The sequence below is a fragment of the Pantoea sp. B270 genome (assembly GCF_018726825.1).
Lineage (GTDB): Bacteria > Pseudomonadota > Gammaproteobacteria > Enterobacterales > Enterobacteriaceae > Pantoea > Pantoea dispersa.
In genome coordinates this window covers 505,010-526,662 of record NZ_JAHCSX010000001.1, presented here as the reverse complement: position 1 = coordinate 526,662, position 21,653 = coordinate 505,010, and the positions used below count along the sequence as shown (strand labels likewise).

The following is a 21,653-nucleotide window of genomic DNA, read 5'->3' as shown; positions in this document are numbered from 1 at the left end:
GTTACCGCCGGGACATTTGCGACAGGTTGCGAATGTCCCGTTTAAGCACCGCCATCAGGCATGCGCCACCGGTGTTGCGTGCTGATCGGCTTTACGCAGCAGCATCACCAGATAGACCAGCGCCACCACCGCAATCATCACAAACAGCAGGCGATCGGAATAGTTCTGCATCAGCATCGCGGTCATCCCCGGCCCGACCAGACTGCCAACGGTATAACTGAACAGCAGCGCCTGATTCATCGCCACCAGTTCATGATGCGCCACCGTTTCACACGCCCAGGACATGGCCACCGGATAAAGCGTAAAGCCAGCCAGCCCCAGCACAAACAGTGCCGGTGCCATTGCCGTTCCGCTCAGCATAGCAATCGCACCCAGAATCACCACGAACACCTGCACGCGCAGCACCATCAGGCGACCAAAGCGGTCGGCAAGACGTCCTACCGGCCACTGACCGACAATCCCGGCACTGACCAGCAGCGCCATCCAGTAACCCACGGTGGCATCGCTCATACCCTGATGCGAAAGATAAAGCGGCATCAGGCCGTAGAGCGAACCGAGCACGATACCGGAGATAATGCAGCCGTTGATACCCAAGCGCGAACTGCGGCGGCGCAGCATGCTCCAGATACGCCCGGTTGAGGCTTCTTCAGTAGCCGCACCGGCGTTGACCTGCACAAATACCACGGGCAGCACGGCACAGACGATCAGCGCGCTCACCCAGGGAATGACGTGCAGCAGTTCTGTCGAGACACGGCTCACCAGCAGCTGACCGGCAACGGTGCCAAGATAATAGATGATCATGTAAGCGGCCAGCAGCTGACCGCGATTGCGCACGGTACCACTGCACAACAGTGCACTCTCAACCACCACCCAAATCAGTGCACAGCCTACGCCCGCGGTGAAGCGCAGCAGCGTCCAGCTGTAAAAGCCGTCCAGCAGCACCATGCCCATGGTTGCCAGCGCAAACAGTACGCTGGCAAGGTAAAAGCAGCGGTTAAAGCCATAGCGATTAATCAACCAGCCCGCCAGCAAGGTGCCCAGTAAGTTACCGGTGTAATAAGCAGAGCTCGCCATGCCCACCTGCCAGGTCGGCAGTTGATCGTGGGTGAGCCACAGCGGCACCAGCGTATTAAGCACAGCAATAGACACCGTCATCAGCATTAAGCCGCAAAGCAGCAGCAGGACGGGGCGCGACCAGGTTGACATAGGGAATAAAACCAAAAGAAATGAACAGATTTGCGCGCAGTTTGCCATTGGCGATGGCAAAGTCAATGTGCAAAAAAACAGCGCCGCACATTTTGCTGCTGAACAATTTATTATTTTTATCTTCAGCGGGTTACAGGGCTTGAGAAAGGTCTTATGTCTGAATCTATCTACATGAATTTATACATTTTTGATGGTTTGACGCGCAGCCATGACGATAACGTTTATTTCTGATTAATTCCGGTTAAAAAATAATGGCTGATGCGCTTAAGAAATAAAAAACCCGGCCTGAGCCGGGTTTGTGCATGAGTGCAAATTAGCCGATATATTCCAGCCCGCCCATATACGGGCGCAGCACGTCCGGCACCGCAATGCGACCATCCGCCTGCTGATAGTTTTCCAGCACGGCTACCAGCGTACGCCCCACCGCCAGGCCTGAACCATTCAGCGTGTGCACCAGACGCGGTTTTTTGTCCGTTTTGCTGCGGCAGCGAGCCTGCATGCGGCGCGCCTGGAAATCCCACATATTCGAGCAGGAGGAGATTTCACGATAGGTGTCCTGCGCCGGCAGCCAGACTTCCAGGTCATAGGTTTTGGCTGAGCCGAAGCCCATGTCGCCGGTGCACAGCAGCACTTTACGGTACGGCAGGTTCAGCAACTGCAGCACTTTTTCTGCATGGCCGACCAGCTCTTCCAGCGCGTCCATGGAGTTTTCCGGTGCGACGATCTGCACCATCTCCACTTTGTCGAACTGGTGCATACGGATCAAACCGCGCGTGTCGCGGCCGTAAGAACCGGCTTCGGAACGGAAGCAAGGCGTGTGGGCAGTGAGTTTGATCGGCAGAGATTCCTCTTCAACGATCTCATCGCGCACCAGGTTAGTCAGCGGCACTTCGGCGGTCGGGATCAGCGCATAGTTGCTGCTGCCTGCTTCTTCGCCCAGCGGTTTGGTATGGAACAGATCCTCACCAAATTTTGGTAACTGACCGGTACCGTACAGCGTCTCGTGGTTCACCAGATACGGCACGTAGGTTTCCAGATAACCGTGCTGCTGGCTGTGCAGATCGATCATGAACTGGCTCAGCGCGCGATGCAGACGAGCAATCTGGCCCTGCATCACGATAAAGCGCGAACCGGTCAGTTTCACCGCCGAGGCGAAATCCAGCCCTTTGACCGCTTCACCCAGCTCTACATGGTCTTTCACCGGGAAATCGAACTGGCGCGGCTGGCCCCAGCGGCACACTTCCTGGTTTTCGCTGTCATCTTTACCCAGCGGCACTTCGTCGGCCGGCAGGTTAGGCAGCGCAAGCGCAAAGTCACGAATTTCGTTCTGCAGGGTATCCAGCTCTGCTTTCGCCGCATCCAGGCGTTCGCCCAGCGCGTTCACTTCCTGACGCAGCGGCTCGATATCTTCCCCACGTGCTTTGGCCTGACCGATGGATTTGGAGCGGGAGTTACGCTCAGCCTGCAGGTTTTCAGTTTCTACCTGCAAAACCTTACGACGCTCTTCGAGGGAGCGCAGCGTATCCACATCCAGTTTAAATCCCCGGCGTGCCAGTTTTTCTGCGACTGCGTCTGGCTCATTACGCAGCAGATTGGGATCGAGCATGCTTATCCTGTGTAATAAAAGGTTGATTGAACGAATGGAGGGATGCATTCCACCGGAATGCATTGAAATCCTTGCTCACCTTACCGTAACGCGTTTATCAGCGGTAGCGTTTTATCGGGCTATTTTGATCCTGTTCAGCAAGCCAGGCGAGTTTTTCACCGATCTTGCTTTCAAGGCCACGATTGGTGGGTTGATAGTAGCGCGTCTGCGCCATTTCCGGCGGGAAAAACACCTCGCCGGCCGCATAGGCATTGGGTTCGTCATGCGCGTAACGGTACTCTTTGCCGAGGCCCATCTCTTTCATCAGCTTCGTCGGTGCATTACGCAGATGTTCCGGCACATCGTAATCCGGGAACTCACGCGCATCACGCATCGCCGCTTTGAAGGCGGTATAAACAGCATTGCTTTTTGGCGCACAGGCCAGATAAACAATTGCCTGGGCAATTGCACGTTCCCCTTCCGCAGGCCCGACGCGGGTAAAACAGTCCCACGCGGCAATTGCTACCTGCATGGCGCGCGGATCAGCATTACCGACATCTTCCGAAGCAATCGCCAGCAGCCGCCGCGCCACGTACAGCGGATCGCCACCGGCAGTGATGATGCGCGCGTACCAGTAAAGCGCCGCATCCGGGGCTGAACCACGAACCGATTTGTGCAGTGCCGAGATGAGATCGTAAAAGCGGTCGCCTTTGTTATCGAAACGCGCCGCGCGTTCACCCGATACTTCATTCAGCAGCTGTGGCGTTAGCTCCCGCTGTCCCTGCGCATTGAGCTCAGCCATATCGGCCATCATTTCCAGCGTATTCAGTGCGCGTCGTGCATCACCATTGACCAGTTCAGCGATCATGCGCCGGGTATTGTCCGGTAACAGAATATCGCTGTCGCCGTAACCGCGCGTTTTATCCTGCATCGCCTGATCCAGCACCTGTTCGATATCCGCGCTGGTCAGCGATTTAAGCAGATAAACGCGGGCGCGCGACAGCAGTGCCGAGTTCAGTTCAAAGGAGGGATTTTCCGTGGTTGCGCCAATGAAGGTGATGGTGCCGTCTTCAATGTGTGGCAAAAACGCATCCTGCTGGCTCTTATTGAAGCGATGCACCTCATCAACAAACAGAATAGTGCGACGCCCCACCTGGCGATTCTGCCGCGCGCGCTCAATGGCCTCGCGGATCTCTTTAACGCCGGAAGTCACCGCTGAAATGCGTTCGACATCGGCTTTGCCGTAATGCGCGATGATCTCCGCCAGCGTGGTTTTACCGGTACCCGGCGGTCCCCATAAGATCATGGAGTGCAGCTGACCCGCCTCAATAGCGCGCGGCAACGGCTTACCGGCCGCGAGCAGATGCTGCTGACCAATATATTGCTGCAGCGTCGCTGGCCGCATACGCGCAGCCAGCGGTCTGAACTCATTTGACGGTGCAAAATCCAGCGACAGGTTACTCACCCTCACCTCACTGACGTTGATCGTCCACCGTTACCCCTTTTGGCGGCGTAAAGGTGAATTTATCCGGGCTGATAGCGCCGTTTTTCTGGCTCTTCAGCTGATAGCTGCTGCGCTGTCCATCCTGCTCGATCGCGCTGAACTGATTGATGGTGCCTGCGGAAGTGACATTGATGGTGAACTGTTTCAGGTTGCCATCGCTGCTTTTAGGCGTCAGCTCAAAATTATCACCCTGCTGCTTAATGTTGTACTGCTGCCAGTCAGAGGGCTGGTTACGCGCAATCAGCATAAACGGCGTGTTGCTGGTGGCATTCTGCAGCAGGCTTACGCTCGCCTGTTCCACAAAAGGATTATAGAACCACAGATTTTTACCGTCGGAGATAATCACGCTTTCGTCCGGTGCAGTCATGTGCCAGTTAAACAGGCTCGGACGTTTTACCCACAGTTCGCCTTCGCCGTCCTGCACATTTGCGCCGCTACCGTCAGTCACCTTCTGACTGAAGCTGGCATGGAAGCTGTTCACTTTATTAAGGCGCTGCTGCAGATCGCTGGAAGCATCCGCCAGGGCAGAAGAAGCAACAAAACCGGCCAGCAGGCCACAGGCAATAACGCGAAATTTCATCTGATACGATTCCTTATTCATGGTTTCCTGACACTTACTGCATTAACCGTAGTCGCCGCTCCGTCAGTTCGACAGGAGAAAAAGCCGAAAGCTCCCAATGATATGGGGATCGGACCACAGATAAACAACGGGCCAGTTTACACTGGCCCGGCATAACACTGCGGAGAAAAGTCTTACATTTCGTGAGGTGGCGGTGACAGCACTTCACGGTTACCGTTGTGACCTGGCTCCGAGACAATGCCCTGCGCCTCCATCTGTTCGATAATCCGCGCCGCGCGGTTGTAGCCAATACGGAACTGGCGCTGCACGCCGGAGATCGACGCGCGGCGTTTCTCCACCACGAACGCCACCGCCTGGTCAAACAGCGGATCCAGCTCTTCATCGCCGTCCAGGCCGCCAGCACCGCTTTCACTCTCTTCACCGGCGGTAATGCTGTCGATGTACTGCGGTCGCCCACGCGCTTTCCAGTCCTGCACGACTGCATGCACTTCCTGGTCACGCACAAAGGCGCCGTGAACACGTACCGGCATGGAGGAGTTAGGTGGCATGTAAAGCATGTCACCCATACCCAGCAGGGATTCCGCACCGCCCTGATCGAGAATGGTACGCGAGTCAATTTTACTGGATACGGTAAAGGCGATACGCGTCGGAATGTTGGCTTTAATCAGGCCGGTAATCACATCCACCGACGGACGCTGGGTAGCCAGCACCAGGTGAATACCTGCGGCACGGGCTTTCTGTGCCAGGCGCGCGATTAGCTCTTCGACCTTCTTGCCCACCGCCATCATCAGGTCAGCAAACTCATCAACCAACACCACAATGTACGGCAGTTTTTCCAGCACCGGCGGCGTGGTGTCCATGCTGTCGCCCGGTTTCCAGAACGGGTCCGGAATTGGCCGGCCCATCGCGGCCGCCTGCTCGATCTTCTCGTTATAGCCAGCCAGATTACGCACGCCCAGCGCAGACATCAGCTTATAGCGGCGCTCCATTTCGACCACACTCCAGCGCAGCGCGTTGGCCGCGTCTTTCATGTCGGTGACCACTTCCGTCAGCAGATGGGGAATGCCCTCATACACTGACAGCTCGAGCATTTTCGGGTCGATCATGATAAAGCGCACTTCTTCCGGCGTGGCTTTATACAGCATGCTGATGATCATGGTGTTGACGCCAACCGACTTACCGGAACCGGTGGTACCGGCCACCAGCAGGTGCGGCATCTTCGCCAGATCGGCCACCACGGGCTGACCAGAAATATCTTTACCCAGCACCACCGATAGCGGCGAAGGGTTGTCGCGGAACTTATCGCAGTCCAGCACCTCACGCAGGTAAACGGTCTGACGATGTTTATTGGGGAGCTCCAGGCCGACATAAGGCTTGCCCGGAATCACCTCAACCACGCGCACCGCAACGGCAGAGAGCGAACGTGCCAGGTCGCGCGACAGATTAGAAATACGTGCCGCCTTGACGCCCGGCGCCAGCTCCAGCTCAAAGCGGGTGATTACCGGCCCCGGAGAGATGCCCACCACTTCGGCTTTCACGCGGTAATCCGCCAGACGCGCTTCAACCAGACGCGCGGTCTGTTCCAGTGCGAACATATCCACCGGCTCCTCTTCCGCCGGCGGCGACGTCAGCAGATCCAGCGTCGGCAGCGGCGTGGAAGGTTTCTCCAGCGGCTGTTCGTGACGTACCAGGAAGGGGTGGAACAGGCTGTCCTGCGCAGGGGCGACAGGCTTCGGCGTTTCAGCCGGCGCGGCGTAAACCTCGTCGTCTGGCGTTGACCACGGGCTGGTTTCCTCACTCAGCGATGCGGGTACCGCCGGCTCAGGTGCCGCTGACTGCTGCCACTGGGCCGGAGCGTCCTGCTCTGGCGTGGCGGCAATGGTAAACAGCGGTTCGCTCGGCGTGTCATCAACCAGATCTTTCATCGGAGAGAAATCAAACGCGGCTGAGGTATCCAGATTAAATACCGGCGCGCTCTCCTGCTCAGGCTGGCTGTAACGCTGTTGCTGCTGCTGAGCAAACTGCTGCGCCAGCTGAGCCTGCTGCAGCGCCTCTTCATCTTCTTCCTCTGCCGGCTGCTGCTGCCAGCTGTCGCCGTACCGCTGCTGCTGCTGCGAATGGAACGCTTCGCGCAGCTGGGCTTCCTGCAGCGCAGCATTATCATCATCGTGCGGCTGTGGCACTTGCCAGCTGGCGCTGATTTCCGGCTGCTGCTGGTCGGCCTCTTCACGGGCCTTCTCTTCTGCCATGCGTTGCGATGGCAGTTTGATACCGTATGAGGCCAGCTCACGCCGGGTTGGCAGCTTAACCTTGTTAGGACGCGGCAGTTCCGGGCCGATGCCCTGTTTCACCTGCGGATTGTAATCGCGCTCCGGCACGACATCAAAGGCTGGCGTGTAAGCCGCAGAGCGGGCAGCAGCAGTAGCCGTCGCTGAACCGAGTGCGGCAGCGGCTGCCGTATTCAGCGGTGTGGCGGCCTGATCGGCACTCTGCCAGTTACCCATGCGCGGGCCATCGTCTTCTTCAGCGAGCGAGAAGGCGTCGGCGGCCGGTGACTCAGGCACTTCGAAGCGATATAACGGGGGAGCCGCTGGCGTGGGTTCTGCTGGCGGAATAGCTGGAGCCGCAGGCGCACTGGCAACGGATACCGATGCCGGAGCAGCCGCAGCCAGCTGTGACGGCGCAGGTTGTGGAGCTACGTTTACCGGCGGTGCGGATGGTTCAGGCGCAGCGACGGCCGGCGCCTGACGTGCGGCGTCACTGGTGGCGGCCAGCGCAGCCACGGTAGCCGCACTGGCTTTCGCCAGCAGGGGATCGTCGCTGGCGACTTCAGCCGCAGGTTCCGCTACCTGTCGGGGCTTAGCCAGCAGTACGTCATCTTCGTCGTCCTGAGCCGGCGCAGCGCGCAGTGGCGGAACCGCTTCGTCGGGTTGCGCCTCGTCGTAGTCGTCTTCTTCCTGCCAGGGTTCATCATGGCGCGAGCGGTTGCTGGCAAAGGTCAGCACGCCCATCACCACGCTGCCGATCTTCTCGGCAATCGCCAGCCAGGACCAGCCGGTATAAAGCGTGATACCCGCCGCCCAGACGCACAGCAGCGTCAGCGTGCCACCGGCACCGCTGAACCACGGCGCCATCGCATTGCTCACCAGGCTGCCAATTACGCCGCCGGAGGCAAAATACCAGATATCGTCCACGTTCAGCGCAGCCAGTCCGCAGGTGGTCACCACCAGCGCCAGCACACCAATCAGCCGCAGGCCCACCGCAAAATAGTCGATGTAATCCTGGCGATCGCGCTGACGGAAGGTGATCCAGCACAGACCAATAATCACTGGCGGAATGGCGTAGGCCATCACACCAAAAATAAACAGCAGGGTATCGGCCAGCCATGCGCCCACGCTGCCGCCCAGATTGTGGATCGGCTCGTGCCAGGCGGTTTGTGACCAGCTGGGATCGGAGGGATTAAAGCTAACCAGCGACACCATCAGATAGATGGCAAACAAGGCCACCAAAATGAGCAACGCTTCCAGCAGCCGACGTCCGCTGCTCAGTGGTTGTAATGAAACGTCTTTGTCTTCTGTATATTCCTGGCTCAAGAGAACTCTCCAGGTGCCTGTAAATTAAGAAGGCAACAGCGCCAGGCTTGCCTGACGCTGGTCCTGTATGAATTCACAGGAGTGTACCGAAATCCTGCAAGCTTTGCACCTGCCCTGCGTTACCGGGTCTTAATCACCAGACGATTGCTCTGTTTGACCTCTTCCATCACCACGTAGGTACGGGTGTCGTTGACGCCCGGCAGGCGCAGCAAGGTCTCACCCAGCAGTTTACGGTAGGCGGACATATCCGGCACGCGGGTTTTCAACAGGTAGTCAAAGTCACCGGAAACGAGGTGACATTCTTGAGTTTCCTCAAGTTTTTGTACGGCGGCGTTAAATTGTTCAAACACATCCGGCGCGCCGCGATTCAGAGTAATCTCAACGAATACCAGCAGTGAAGCATCGAGATAGTGCGGGTTCAGCTGCGCGGTGTAGCCCAGAATGAAACCCTGACGTTCCAGGCGACGTACGCGTTCAAGACAAGGTGTTGGCGAGAGGCCGACACGTTTTGAAAGCTCAACGTTGGAAATACGACCGTCTTTCTGCAGTTCATTCAGAATATTTCTGTCGATCCGATCCAGATCTTTTCCGGGGCGTTTCTTGTTGTCTACCATTATTATTGTCTCTCTTAATTCCTTCCCTTTACCTGCCAAACCCTGAAAACGTTCAATGTTCAGGGCCTTACTGAAGTGAAGTCTTTAAGCCTGTGCAGTAACGCGACCATCCGTATGACGCATGCTGTCTGTCCACATCATGCGTCATTACCAATGTCAGGCTGAGTTTATTTGGCGAAATTGCGCAAAACAGAGCTGAAATTCTGTTTCGAACCGCTAAATTTTCTCTGCTTCTGACAATGTTTTCGCAAAAGCGCAGGCGATTGTCAAAGTAAAACATCCAAATTCAGTACAAGATGCCAGACAGCGTACTGGGTTGCTGTTTTTAAATGAGAATTTTTATACAGCTGCACCACAAATTGCCGAGCAATGCCCCCTTTTGGCGCAGCACGCGTGCAGAATTGCCATTCATCGTCTACGCCGCTTGCAGTGATTGTTAACAAAATTGCTGAAACCTTTTTTTGCGACAGTAATTTCCCTACAATCGAAAACTATGTTGTCAGACACACACTGAGGAACGCATGAGTACGGCCAAACACAGTAAGCTGCTCATTCTGGGCTCCGGCCCTGCCGGTTACACCGCAGCGGTTTATGCCGCCCGCGCTAACCTGAACCCGGTTTTGATTACCGGACTGGAAAAAGGCGGCCAGCTCACCACCACGACTGAAGTCGAAAACTGGCCGGGCGACCCGCACGATCTGACCGGCCCTGCGCTGATGGAACGCATGCAGGAGCATGCTGAGAAGTTCAACACCGAAATCATCTTTGACCATATTCACACGGTTGATTTACAGAACCGTCCGTTCCGCCTGACCGGCGACAGCGGCGAATACACGGCGGATGCGCTGATCATCGCGACCGGTGCTTCAGCGCGCTACCTCGGCCTGCCGTCAGAAGAGGCATTCAAAGGCAAAGGGGTTTCGGCCTGCGCCACCTGTGATGGTTTCTTCTATCGTAACCAAAAAGTCGCGGTTATCGGCGGCGGTAACACCGCCGTTGAAGAGGCCCTCTATCTGGCGAACATCGCTTCCGAAGTGCACCTGATTCACCGTCGTGACAGCTTCCGCGCTGAGAAAATCCTGATCGACCGTCTGATGGAGAAAGTGCGTAACGGCAACATCGTGCTGCACACTGACCGCGCGCTGGACGAGGTGGTAGGCGATCAGATGGGTGTCACCGGGTTGAAACTCTCGTCAACCAAAGGTGAAGCCCCGCTCTCGCTGGAAGTGGCGGGCCTGTTTGTCGCCATCGGTCATAGTCCGAACACGGCGATTTTCGATGGCCAGCTGGATCTGGAAAACGGCTATATCAAAGTGCAGTCCGGCCTGCAGGGCAACGCCACGCAGACCAGCGTGCCGGGCGTGTTCGCTGCCGGTGACGTAATGGACCACATCTATCGTCAGGCCATTACCTCTGCCGGTACCGGCTGTATGGCCGCGCTGGATGCGGAACGTTATCTGGATGGTCTGGTTAAAAACGATAAGTAAGTTGTTAATTATCTGATCATAATTGCACTGAGGCGGCCACTTTTGGTCGCCTTTTTTATCGCCTGCGTGCTACAGTTCTGCCACCCGTCTGTCCGGCATTTAGCGTCGGATTTTGCCTCTCGTCACGGTGATCAAACGGCTTCGCATGAACAAATCACGGCAACACGAACTGCTGCGCTGGTTACGCCAGCAACGTCATCATGGCGCACGCAGCCTGCGACTGGCCTCGCTGGCAGGTTTTGCTGCGGCGTTAATTCTCATCGCCCAGGCCTGGCTACTGGCCTCCCTGCTGCAAAAACTGCTGGTGGAACAGCAACCCCGCGCTGAACTGGTGAGTGATTTCCTGTTACTACTGCTGTGCTTCGCACTGCGCGCCGCGCTGCACTACGGTCGTGAGATGGCCGGCTTCAGGGCCGGCGTGGCGATTCGCCGTGCGCTGCGGCAACAGGTGCTGGACCGGCTGAACGCGCTCGGTCCGTCCTGGATTCAGGGCAAACCGGCCGGGAGCTGGGCGACGCTGCTGCTGGAACAGATCGAAGAGATGCAGGAATATTACGCGCGCTATCTGCCGCAGATGTCGCTGGCGGTTTTTATGCCCTGCGCCATCCTGATCGCCATTTTCCCGATTAACTGGGCCGCCGGACTGATTCTGCTGGCGACCGCGCCGTTGATTCCGCTGTTTATGGCGCTGGTCGGCATGGGAGCGGCCGATGCCAACCGGCGTAATTTCCTTGCGCTGGCGCGTCTGAGCGGCGATTTCTATGACCGGCTGCGCGGACGCGAAACGCTGCGCCTGTTTCACCGCGCGGACGCTGAGCAGCAGGCGATTGCCGCCACTACGCAGGATTTTCGTCAGCGCACCATGGAAGTGCTGCGCCTCGCCTTTCTCTCCTCTGCGGTGCTGGAGTTTTTCGCCTCGCTGGCGATTGCCGTGGTCGCGGTCTATTTCGGCTTCTCGTACCTGGGTGAACTCAATTTTGGCCACTACGACACCGGCGTGACGCTGTTCGCCGGTTTCCTCGCGCTGATTCTTGCCCCCGAATTTTTCCAGCCGCTGCGCGATCTTGGCACCTTTTACCATGCCAAAGCGCAGGCGGTGGGCGGCGCAGACGCGCTGGATACCTTCCTGCGCGAAACGCCCCAGCGCGCGCCGCAGGCGGCCACGCAGACGCTGGATGCTGACGCGCCACTCTCCCTACGGGCGCAGGATCTGGTGATCATGACCGCCAACGGCGAGGCGCTGTCACAGCCGCTGAATTTCAGCTTTACTCCCGGTCAGCGCGTGGCGCTGGTCGGACAAAGCGGGGCCGGAAAAAGTGCGCTGATGAATGTCCTGCTCGGTTTTCTGCCCTATCAGGGTTCACTGTGCATTAACGGCCAGGAACTGCGCGACATCAGCCGCAGCAGCTGGCAGCAGCAGCTGGCCTGGGTAGGACAAAATCCGCAGCTGCCGGCGGCGACGCTGCGTGACAATCTCCAGCTCACTGACACGCCGGTGGACGAGGCCACGCTGACCGCCGTGCTGCAGCGCGCTGGCGTCAGCGAATTTTTATCGCGTCTGCCGCAGGGGCTGGATACGCCAGTTGGCGATGGCGGCATCGGCCTGTCCGTTGGGCAGGCACAGCGCATCGCCGTTGCGCGGGCGCTGCTGAAACCGGCTCGCCTGCTGCTGCTGGACGAACCGGGATCCGGGCTCGACAGCCAGAGCGAGCAGCACGTGATGGGCGCACTACAGCAGGCCGCACAGCAGCAAACTACGTTAATGATTACCCATCAGCTGCACGCTCTCGACCAGTGGGATGAAGTGTGGGTGATGCAGGCCGGACAACTGGTGCAGCAGGGCCACTGGCAACAGCTGATCGCAGAAGCCGGCCCGCTGCGCGAGCTGGCGCAGCATCGTCAGAAGGAGATTGCCTGATGCGCACGTTACTGCCTTTCCTGCGCCTGTATCGCCGCCATCCGTGGCGTTTAGGTCTTGGCGTGGTGCTGGCGATTGTCACGCTGCTCGCCAGCATCGGCTTGCTGACGCTGTCCGGCTGGTTTCTTGCTGCCTCCTCGCTGGCTGGCGTCGCCGGCCTGTACAGCTTAAATTACATGCTGCCCGCAGCCGGCGTGCGTGGCGCGGCAATCACCCGCACCGCCGCGCGCTATTTTGAACGGCTGGTCAGCCATGACGCCACTTTCCGCGTGCTGCAACATCTGCGCGTCTTTACCTTCAGCCGGCTGATGGCGCTGGCACCGGCGCAGCTGGCGCGCTTTCGTCACGGCGAACTGCTGAACCGCTTTGTCAGCGATGTCGATACTCTCGACCATCTCTATTTACGCGTTATTTCTCCACTGCTGGGTGCGGCGGTGGTGATTGTGGTGGTGACCTGTGGCCTGGCGCTACTCGATATGCGACTGGCGCTGCTGCTTGGGGCGATCATGTTGCTGACGCTGCTGCTGATGCCGCCGCTATTCTGGCGGCTCGGCGCGCGCACCGGCGCGCAGATTGCCCGTTACCAGGCTCGCTGGCGCCTGCAACTGACGCACTGGCTCAGCGGACTGGCCGAGCTGCAGATTTACGGCGCGGCGGCGCTGTGGCGACAGCGGCTGGATCAGGAAGAACGTGCGTGGCAACAGGCGCAGCAGCAGCAACACCGGCTGCAGGCGGTGGCGCAGAGCCTGCTTACGTTGATCGCCGGCAGTACCGTTACGCTGCTGCTGTGGCTGGCCGCCAGCGGCGTCGGCACCAATAGCACACCGGGTGCACTGATTGCCCTGTTTGTGTTTTGCGCGCTGGCCGCGTTTGAAGCGCTGGCACCGGTGGCCGGCGCATTTCTGCCACTGGCGCAGGTGACGCACGCGGCGCAGCGCGTGCAGGAGATCATCGATCAACCGCCAGCCATTCACTTCCCGACACAACCGGTTGCGACGCAGCGCGGCCTCAGCCTGACGCTGGAACAGATCGATTTCAGCTATCCGCAGCGGCCAGAAGCGGTGCTGCACAATTTCTCCCTGACGTTAGCAGCCGGTGAACATCTGGCGCTGCTGGGCCCGACCGGCTGCGGGAAATCCAGCCTGCTGGCGCTGATCACGCGCGGCTGGGAAGCGCAGCGCGGCACGATTCGCCTGAACGGGATTGATCTGACGGCGTGGGACGAAGCCAGCCTGCGTCAGCGCATCAGCGTTGTCACGCAGCGCGTCCATCTGTTCAGCCAGACGCTGCGCGCTAATCTGCTACTGGCAGCACCACACGCCAGCGATGCACAGCTGATTGACGTATTGCAGCGGGTTGGGCTGGCGCATCTGGCGCAGCAAAGTGAAGGGCTGAATGCGTGGATGGGAGAAGGCGGCCGACCGCTGTCCGGCGGTGAACTGCGCCGGCTGGCGATTGCCCGTGCGCTGCTGCACGATGGCGACCTGTGGCTGCTGGATGAGCCGACCGAAGGTCTGGATGCCGCGACCGAGCAGCAGATTCTCACGTTGCTACAGCAGGTTAGCCAGGGAAAAACGCTGATCATGGTGACGCATCGCCTGAGCGGACTGGAAAAAATGGATCGCATCTGTGTGCTTGACGGTGGGCAGATTATCGAATCCGGCAGCCATGACGAATTAATCTCAAAAGCTGGACGCTACTGGCGTTTCCAGCAGCGCTTTGCGCTATAGTCTATGCGTTTAGCCTGAGGGTGACCGACGCCATGAGACTGGTACAACTTTCCCGGGATTCGCTCAATTTCCCGCCGCCGGAGATGGCGCTGCGTGAACCAAACGGCCTGCTGGCCATGGGCGGCGATCTCTCCCCTGCCCGCCTGATGAATGCCTATCAGCGCGGTATTTTTCCGTGGTTTTCGCCCGGCGATCCAATTTTATGGTGGTCGCCAGATCCACGCGCGGTCCTGCTGCCGGAGTCGTTTCATCTCAGCCGCAGCATGGCGCGCTTCCATCGCCGTTCGCCCTATCGCGTCACCATGAATCACGCCTTTGCTCAGGTGGTGGAAGGTTGCGCCAGCGGGCGTCAGGAAGGCACCTGGATCACCTTTGAAGTGAAACGCGCCTGGCTTCGCCTGTATGAGCTGGGTCATGCGCACTCAATTGAGGTCTGGCAGGATCAACGCCTGGTTGGCGGCATGTATGGCCTGGCGCTCGGACAGATTTTTTGCGGCGAGTCGATGTTTAGCCGGGCGGAAAATGCCTCTAAAACCGCGCTGTGGGTTTTCTCACAGCACTTTATTGCGCATCAGGGACGGCTGATCGATTGTCAGGTGCTGAATCCGCATACCGCCTCGCTGGGCGCAGTTGAAATTCCGCGTGTCGACTATCTGCAATACGTGCAAACGCTGGCGTGGCAACCGGTGCAGACCGGCTGCTGGCAAACACAAACCCTTTTTTGACCGACCCCGCAGATGTTTTGCACACAATTCCCGACAAAAGTGATACAATAAGCAAGTTTGGTATGTCGTCCGCGCTTCGCTGTGGCGAGCCGGAATTGCCAGGCTGGGAATCTCACCCTGTTCCCGAAGCTGTTTCAGTTGCGCACCCGATGCCGATTGCTGCAGATTCTTAGCCCGCTAATCCCCCGCAGACGTCAAAAACACCCGAATTTATCCGTAATGCACGCGCAGCGGCGCGACGCACGGCGAAGCGTTGGCAAAAACAACCAACGTTTCTTTACATAAATCATGGAATTCGGCATTATCTTGCCGGTTCAACAGTTTGGTAGTTCACCCAGAGGATTCGATGGCCAAAGAAGACAATATTGAAATGCAAGGTACCGTACTGGATACGTTACCTAACACCATGTTCCGCGTAGAGCTTGAAAACGGGCACGTGGTTACCGCTCATATCTCCGGTAAAATGCGTAAAAACTACATCCGCATCCTGACGGGCGACAAAGTGACTGTCGAGTTGACCCCGTACGACCTGAGCAAAGGCCGCATTGTCTTCCGTAGTCGCTAAGTTGTTGCACTCGCCTCGCGTTTGCTGATGTAAACTAAGCGCGAAAAAAAAGGCCGGATTTTAATCCGGCCTTTTTCTTATCTGCGCACCGGCTTAATGCACGGTGCCCTCGGTTTTGCGTTTTTCCGCACTCATGAAGTGGTAGGTGAGCTGGTTTTTCTCTTTATCCAGTCCAACCGACACCGATCCGCCATCTACCAGCGAGCCAAACAGCAGCTCGTTAGCCAGCGGTTTCTTCAGGTTTTCCTGCACGGTACGCGCCATCGGACGCGCGCCCATCGCTTTGTCGTAACCTTTTTCGGCCAGCCAGTCGCGCGCATCATCGCTGACTTCCAGCGACACACCTTTCGCATCCAGCTGTGCCTGCAGCTCAACAATAAATTTATCCACCACCTGATGGATCACCTGAGTATCAAGGTGACGGAACCAGATAATATTGTCGAGACGGTTACGGAACTCCGGCGTAAAGATCTTTTTGATCTCTTCCATCGCGTCGGTGCTGTTGTCCTGCTGAATCAGGCCGATGGATTTACGCTCGGTCTCGCGCACCCCGGCGTTGGTGGTCATCACCAGCACCACGTTGCGGAAGTCCGCTTTGCGGCCGTTGTTATCGGTCAGCATTCCGTTGTCCATCACCTGCAGCAGCAGGTTGAAGACATCCGGATGGGCTTTCTCGATCTCATCCAGCAGCACCACCGCGTGCGGATGCTTGATGACGGCATCGGTCAGCAGACCGCCCTGATCAAAGCCGACGTAGCCCGGAGGCGCACCAATCAAACGACTGACGGTGTGACGCTCCATATACTCGGACATATCAAAGCGCAGCAGTTCAATGCCAAGCGCCTTCGCCAGCTGCACGGTGACCTCGGTTTTACCGACCCCGGTCGGACCCGCAAACAGGAACGACCCGACTGGCTTACGCTCCTGCCCCAGACCCGCACGGCTCATCTTAATAGCTTCAGTCAGCGCTTCAATCGCGTTGTCCTGACCAAACACCAGCATTTTCAGACGGTCGCCGAGATTTTTCAGCGTATCGCGATCGGTGGCCGAAACGCTCTGCTCCGGAATACGCGCGATGCGTGCCACCACGGATTCGATGTCCGACACGTTGACGGTTTTCTTGCGCTTGCTGACCGGCACCAGACGCGCACGCGCGCCGGCTTCATCGATCACGTCAATCGCCTTGTCCGGCAGATGACGGTCATTGATGTATTTCACCGCCAGCTCAACCGCCGCACGTACCGCTTTGGCGGTGTAGCGCACATCGTGATGCGCTTCGTACTTCGGCTTCAGCCCGTTAAGAATTTGTACCGTCTCTTCAACCGATGGCTCAGTGATATCAATTTTCTGGAAACGGCGCGCCAGCGCACGATCCTTCTCAAAGATATTGCTGAACTCCTGATAGGTGGTGGAACCCATCACGCGGATTTTACCGCTGGAAAGCAGCGGCTTGATCAGGTTCGCCGCATCCACCTGGCCGCCAGATGCCGCACCGGCACCGATAATGGTGTGGATCTCGTCGATGAACAGAATGCTGTTGTTATCCTGTTCCAGCTGTTTCAGCAGCGCTTTAAAACGTTTTTCAAAATCACCGCGGTATTTGGTACCGGCCAGCAGCGAACCGATATCCAGCGAGTAGATGGTGCACTCTTTCATCACTTCCGGCACGTCGCCCTGCACAATGCGCCAGGCGAGCCCTTCCGCAATCGCGGTTTTACCGACGCCCGATTCGCCCACCAGCAACGGGTTATTCTTGCGACGACGGCACAGCACCTGAATGGCCCGTTCCAGCTCTTTATCGCGGCCGATCAGCGGGTCAATTCCGCCGACGCGAGCAAGCTGATTAAGATTGGTGGTGAAGTTTTCCATACGTTCCTCCCCGCCTGCTTGCTCTTCGTTAACCGGATTTTCCGCGCTGTTCTGCGGCTGGCCCGGTTCGTCTTTACGCGTACCATGGGAGATGAAGTTCACCACATCAAGGCGGCTCACTTCGTGTTTGCGCAGCAGGTAAGCCGCTTGCGACTCCTGCTCGCTGAAAATGGCGACCAGCACGTTCGCACCGGAAACTTCACTGCGACCGGATGACTGGACATGGAAGACCGCACGCTGCAGCACACGCTGGAAGCTGAGCGTCGGCTGAGTGTCGCGCTCCTCTTCGCTGGCAGGCAGCACCGGCGTGGTTTGTTCGATGAAGGCTTCGAGTTCCTGACGCAGAGCCGCAATATCCACCGTACAGGCTTCCAGTGCCTCTCTGGCCGACGGGTTGCTGAGCAGCGCCAGCAACAGATGTTCGACGGTCATAAACTCGTGACGGTGCTCGCGCGCTCTGGCGAAAGCCATGTTTAAACTGAGTTCCAGTTCTTGATTGAGCATTTGGCACCTCCCCCAATTATCGCTCTGACGGACTGAATCCTATATGGAGACAGCTTCAGGCTTTTTCCAGCGTACACAGCAACGGATGTTGATTTTCCCGCGCGTAATTGTTCACCTGGGCGACTTTGGTCTCCGCCACTTCTGCAGTGAATACACCACAGATTGCCTTTCCATGGTAGTGAACTTTCAGCATCAGTTGCGTTGCACGTTCAACATCATAAGAAAAGAACTTTTGCAGAACGTCAATAACAAATTCCATAGGTGTATAATCGTCATTATTCAGAATGACTTTATACATTGAAGGCGGCTTTAACCCTTCGCGTACTTTGTCTTCGGCCAGATGTTCAAAGTTAAGCCAGTCGTTTGTGTTTGCCATAATGTTCCGTTGAAATTCTGCGTTACGGTAGCGCACATTTCTGTGCTCTCACCTCAAGTTTAACACGCCTGTCAAGCCGCTTTTCCTGTGGCAAAAATCGGTCCTGAAAGCGCATGCGCGACCTGTATCACAAAATTTGCAATAGCGTTAACTGCCTCAAATTTTGATGAATTTCTCCCCGTGCGCCAGGGCCGTTTGCTTGACGATAAGGTCCGTTTCTCTACATTCTACTTACACAAGCTGATTGAGTTTTAAACAAACTCGACTCACAGCTTCAATGACCTCACCTACTTATCAAAATGTCTTGCGAGGGAAGTAAAAGCATGGAGACGGGTACTGTTAAATGGTTCAACAACGCCAAAGGCTTCGGCTTTATCTGTCCGATTGGCGGCGGCGACGATATCTTCGCACACTACTCCACGATTCAGATGGAGGGATACAGAACGCTGAAAGCGGGCCAGCACGTTCAGTTCGATGTCCATGAAGGGCCGAAAGGCAACCATGCCAGTCTGATTGTGCCCTGTGAAGCATCGTCACTCTCCTGACGGGCGCGCGTCTGCTCTCATTCTGACCACTCCCGAAAAAAAATGCCAGCCGCAGACGCTGGCATTTTTCTTTGGCGTCCCGCGTCAGTTTTACTCTGCCCGACCGCGCGCCAGCCACATCACGCGGCCAAACAGCTGATCGAGCAACGGCGGAATCGCCTGCGGCCCGCGTTCGGCCGCTGCCATCGCCACCGCAATCGCCAGTTCCGGCTTCGAGCTGTGATGAATGGCTTTGGTAATAATACGCCGCGCGTTCATCGGCACGTTTAACGGCAGGTGCGCCATCTGGTGATAGACATCACTAAAGCCCTGCTTATAAAGGAAGTGTTCGATGTCGGGCGCCGGGAACTGCGTGAGATGGTCGCTCTCCTGCTCATGCGGCTGTAGCTGGCTGCGCGCGGTGGCGGCATATTTTTTCCCGGCCTCGTCGCCGTCAGTCAGCACGTGCCAGGCAATGCCCATGCGGCGCGCATATTTCAGCAGCGGCTTGAGTCCGGACTGCGCAAACTCAATCACCTTCACGCCTTCCGCGGCAAAATGGTAGCCGCGCTGCCGCGCCAGCTCATTGATGATCCACACTTCGGTTTCACCCTCTACCAGCAACCAGCAGCGGGCAAACAGCGCCGACGGACGGTTGACGCGGATATGAAAGCCGATACGGCGCGCCTCTTCGGCACTTAATCCTTCCGGCCCGATACGCCACGCCGCCACGCGATCGGGTTCGCGCACCAGTCGGCAGATTTGCTCCAGCGCCACCTGTGACAGCAGCTCGCCGGAGTTAGTAGTGGCGATTTTTTGCAGCGGCATCAGCGCCAGCAGATTCCACGCCACCGACAGCATGATGGGATGCAGCCGGGTTTCCGGATCCTCTACCAGCAGCAAGGGGCGCGCGCCTGTGGGCAGCGCATCGCTGCCGTGCGCCTGCAGCAGGAGCGAGAACATGCGCAGCAGAATCACCTGGCGACTGCGCGATTCGGTACCGGCGATCAGCTGATTGAGCTGATCGAGCGAACGCCAGCCCTGACTGCCGTCACGCAGCTCCGGCGCAACCCGCGCGGCGCCCGTGTCCGGTTGCTGTACCAGAAAATAGTGCGCCATCAGCTGCTGCATGGTGTGCAATCCCTGGCGCAACAGCTCGTCGCTCAGGGTTTGCGGCCGCGCCACCAGATCGCGCGTCAGGCTATGCATCTCCTGCGCCAGCGCGCTCAGCGTATCAGCGCGCCGCTGGGTGTCGTTGTCGTTATGGCGCGACCGCCGGCCAAAGCGCGCATCACGCAGGCGCAGCACCGGATAGTACGCGCGCAATTGCGCCAGCGCGGCGTCGGTGCCCGCCAGCGGCAGCACCTCGCCACGCGCGTCAATAAAGCGCCAGCGGGTTTTGACCTCGTTACCCTGGCGCGTCGCCAGCGTACTGAAGCGCAGATAGCGCCCCGCGTCATCCTGCTGCCAGAACGGCGCAAACAGCGCTTCATGCTCATCGCCCTGCGCGCGAAAGCGAAACACCAGCTGCAACTTATATAGGCGTGCTTCCACCTCACCGGGCGGGAAATGGAAGTCCTGTTCCGTGAACATATAGGGCTCAGCGGCCGGTGCCAGCAGCAGCGTTAGCGCATCCAGCAAACTGGATTTACCCCACGCGTTTTCCCCAATCAGCAGGTTGGTGTCGGTCAGCGGCAGCGACAACCGGTTAATGCCGCGAAAGCCGTGTATATCGATATGTTCCAGAATCATCGCGCAGTCCCTCCGTGCTTTGCCAGAGCATGGTCCGCCGCGCTGCGTTGGTCAAGTCGGCAGCGGGAGAAAAGGTTTACACTTCAGGCGTTTTCCATTAGCGTGGCGTCTCGCAAAAAAGGACGTCATTTTTCATGTATACCGGACTGCTTATCATTCTGGTGCCGCTGATGGTGGGCTATTTGCTGCCGTGGCATCAGCCTGCGCTGTTGCAGCGCGTTAACCGCCTGCTGAGTTTGCTGATTTACGCCATTCTGTTTTTTATGGGTACCAGCCTCGCCTTTCTCGACAATCTCGGCACCAACTTGCTGATCGTGTTTAAAACCGCGCTGATTGCTGCAGGTGCCATTCTCAGCTGCTCACTGCTGGCGCTGTGGCTGCTGGATCGCCGCTGGCCGTGGCGTCAGCAGCATCGCCAGCAGGATCTGCCATCGCGCTGGCACATGGTGCTGGAATCGCTCAAGCTGTGCGTGGCGGTGCTGGCCGGTTTCCTGCTGGGATTAACCCAGTGGGCGCCGCTGCGCCATGCATCGACCCTCAGCGAAATCGCGCTCATCGTGCTGCTGTTCCTGGTTGGCGTGCAGCTGCGCGGCAGCGGCATGACGCTACGCCAGATCACCCTGAACCGGCGTGGCATGACGGTAGCGCTGGTATCCCTGTGCGGCTCGCTGGGCGGCGGCGTGCTGGCGGCGTGGCTGCTCGGCGTTTCGCTGTCAACCGGACTGGCGCTGGCCAGCGGCTTCGGCTGGTATTCGCTGTCCGGCATTCTGATGACCGAAGCGTACGGCCCGGTGATCGGCAGCGCCGCCTTCTTTAACGATCTGCTGCGCGAGCTGGCTGCGGTGCTGCTGATTCCGGTGCTGGTCAACCGCTACCGCAGTATGGCACTTGGGCTGAGCGGTGCCACGTCGATGGATTTCACCCTGCCGATTCTGCAGCGTGCCGGCGGAATGGAGATTGTGCCTGCGGCCATCGTGCACGGTTTTATCATGAACCTGCTGGCACCTATCCTCATCGCCCTGTTTTCCGCCTGACGCGCAGCGCATTTTTTCACGCCCGCTGCGCTGCGGCTTCGTCTACGCTTTCTCTCTGACACGTTTTTTGCCATCCGACTGGATGGC

General features: G+C 57.9%; 16 protein-coding genes. 7 read left to right on the top strand and 9 right to left on the bottom strand.

Annotated features, from left to right (window positions below):
* Window positions 1-54 precede the first annotated feature (54 nt).
* The 6 genes from KOL70_RS02575 to lrp all read right to left on the bottom strand — a co-directional run bounded on the left by KOL70_RS02575 (window position 55) and on the right by lrp (window position 9,082).
* Window positions 55-1,206, bottom strand: coding sequence for an MFS transporter (locus KOL70_RS02575; protein WP_058769542.1), 1,152 nt, complete (start codon window positions 1,204-1,206; stop codon window positions 55-57).
* A gap of 313 nt (window positions 1,207-1,519) precedes the next feature.
* A complete protein-coding gene (gene serS / locus KOL70_RS02570; RefSeq protein WP_215480164.1) occupies window positions 1,520-2,812 on the bottom strand; it encodes a serine--tRNA ligase in 1,293 nt (430 codons plus the stop codon).
* Between the two features lie 97 nt (window positions 2,813-2,909).
* On the bottom strand, window positions 2,910-4,256 hold the full coding sequence (locus KOL70_RS02565; protein ID WP_021508355.1) for a replication-associated recombination protein A: 1,347 nt from the start codon (window positions 4,254-4,256) through the stop codon (window positions 2,910-2,912).
* Window positions 4,257-4,263: 7 nt separating this feature from the next.
* A complete protein-coding gene (gene lolA / locus KOL70_RS02560; protein ID WP_010618286.1) occupies window positions 4,264-4,875 on the bottom strand; it encodes an outer membrane lipoprotein chaperone LolA in 612 nt (203 codons plus the stop codon).
* A 173-nt stretch (window positions 4,876-5,048) separates the two neighbouring features.
* Entirely contained in the window at window positions 5,049-8,468 is a 3,420-nt protein-coding gene (locus KOL70_RS02555; RefSeq protein ID WP_215480163.1) for a DNA translocase FtsK 4TM domain-containing protein, read from the bottom strand.
* A 119-nt stretch (window positions 8,469-8,587) separates the two neighbouring features.
* Entirely contained in the window at window positions 8,588-9,082 is a 495-nt protein-coding gene (lrp, locus tag KOL70_RS02550; RefSeq protein WP_006118610.1) for a leucine-responsive transcriptional regulator Lrp, read from the bottom strand.
* Window positions 9,083-9,603: 521 nt separating this feature from the next.
* On the opposite strand from lrp, the gene trxB reads away from it, so the two are divergent.
* The 5 genes from trxB to infA all read left to right on the top strand — a co-directional run bounded on the left by trxB (window position 9,604) and on the right by infA (window position 15,507).
* Entirely contained in the window at window positions 9,604-10,569 is a 966-nt protein-coding gene (trxB, locus tag KOL70_RS02545) for a thioredoxin-disulfide reductase (protein ID WP_058775366.1), read from the top strand.
* Window positions 10,570-10,714: 145 nt separating this feature from the next.
* The gene (gene cydD, locus KOL70_RS02540; RefSeq protein ID WP_215480162.1) at window positions 10,715-12,487 is read left to right on the top strand and encodes a cysteine/glutathione ABC transporter permease/ATP-binding protein CydD; all 1,773 of its coding nucleotides are present in this window, start codon (window positions 10,715-10,717) and stop codon (window positions 12,485-12,487) included.
* Window positions 12,487-14,217: a cysteine/glutathione ABC transporter ATP-binding protein/permease CydC gene (gene cydC / locus KOL70_RS02535; protein WP_215480161.1), complete on the top strand. Its 1,731-nt coding sequence runs from the start codon at window positions 12,487-12,489 to the stop codon at window positions 14,215-14,217. The genes cydD and cydC overlap by 1 nt, the downstream gene beginning before the upstream one ends.
* Before the next feature lie 32 nt (window positions 14,218-14,249).
* Complete coding sequence (gene aat / locus KOL70_RS02530) at window positions 14,250-14,942, top strand: leucyl/phenylalanyl-tRNA--protein transferase (protein WP_058769537.1); 693 nt, start codon at window positions 14,250-14,252, stop codon at window positions 14,940-14,942.
* Between the two features lie 346 nt (window positions 14,943-15,288).
* Window positions 15,289-15,507, top strand: coding sequence for a translation initiation factor IF-1 (gene infA / locus KOL70_RS02525; RefSeq protein WP_002211347.1), 219 nt, complete (start codon window positions 15,289-15,291; stop codon window positions 15,505-15,507).
* Between the two features lie 93 nt (window positions 15,508-15,600).
* On the opposite strand, the gene clpA is transcribed toward infA, so the two are convergent.
* Both clpA and clpS read right to left on the bottom strand, forming a co-directional pair.
* Window positions 15,601-17,880: an ATP-dependent Clp protease ATP-binding subunit ClpA gene (clpA, locus tag KOL70_RS02520; protein WP_021508362.1), complete on the bottom strand. Its 2,280-nt coding sequence runs from the start codon at window positions 17,878-17,880 to the stop codon at window positions 15,601-15,603.
* 55 nt (window positions 17,881-17,935) lie between these two features.
* On the bottom strand, window positions 17,936-18,256 hold the full coding sequence (clpS, locus tag KOL70_RS02515; protein ID WP_021508363.1) for an ATP-dependent Clp protease adapter ClpS: 321 nt from the start codon (window positions 18,254-18,256) through the stop codon (window positions 17,936-17,938).
* A 323-nt stretch (window positions 18,257-18,579) separates the two neighbouring features.
* On the opposite strand from clpS, the gene cspD reads away from it, so the two are divergent.
* Entirely contained in the window at window positions 18,580-18,801 is a 222-nt protein-coding gene (gene cspD / locus KOL70_RS02510; protein ID WP_058757774.1) for a cold shock-like protein CspD, read from the top strand.
* A gap of 90 nt (window positions 18,802-18,891) precedes the next feature.
* Here the strand turns inward: cspD and KOL70_RS02505 are convergent, their stop codons facing one another.
* Window positions 18,892-20,532, bottom strand: coding sequence for an ATP-dependent endonuclease (locus tag KOL70_RS02505; protein ID WP_058775362.1), 1,641 nt, complete (start codon window positions 20,530-20,532; stop codon window positions 18,892-18,894).
* A gap of 134 nt (window positions 20,533-20,666) precedes the next feature.
* Here KOL70_RS02505 and KOL70_RS02500 point away from each other — a divergent pair, with 134 nt between their 5' ends.
* Entirely contained in the window at window positions 20,667-21,566 is a 900-nt protein-coding gene (locus KOL70_RS02500) for a lysine exporter LysO family protein (protein ID WP_058775361.1), read from the top strand.
* Window positions 21,567-21,653: the final 87 nt, after the last annotated feature.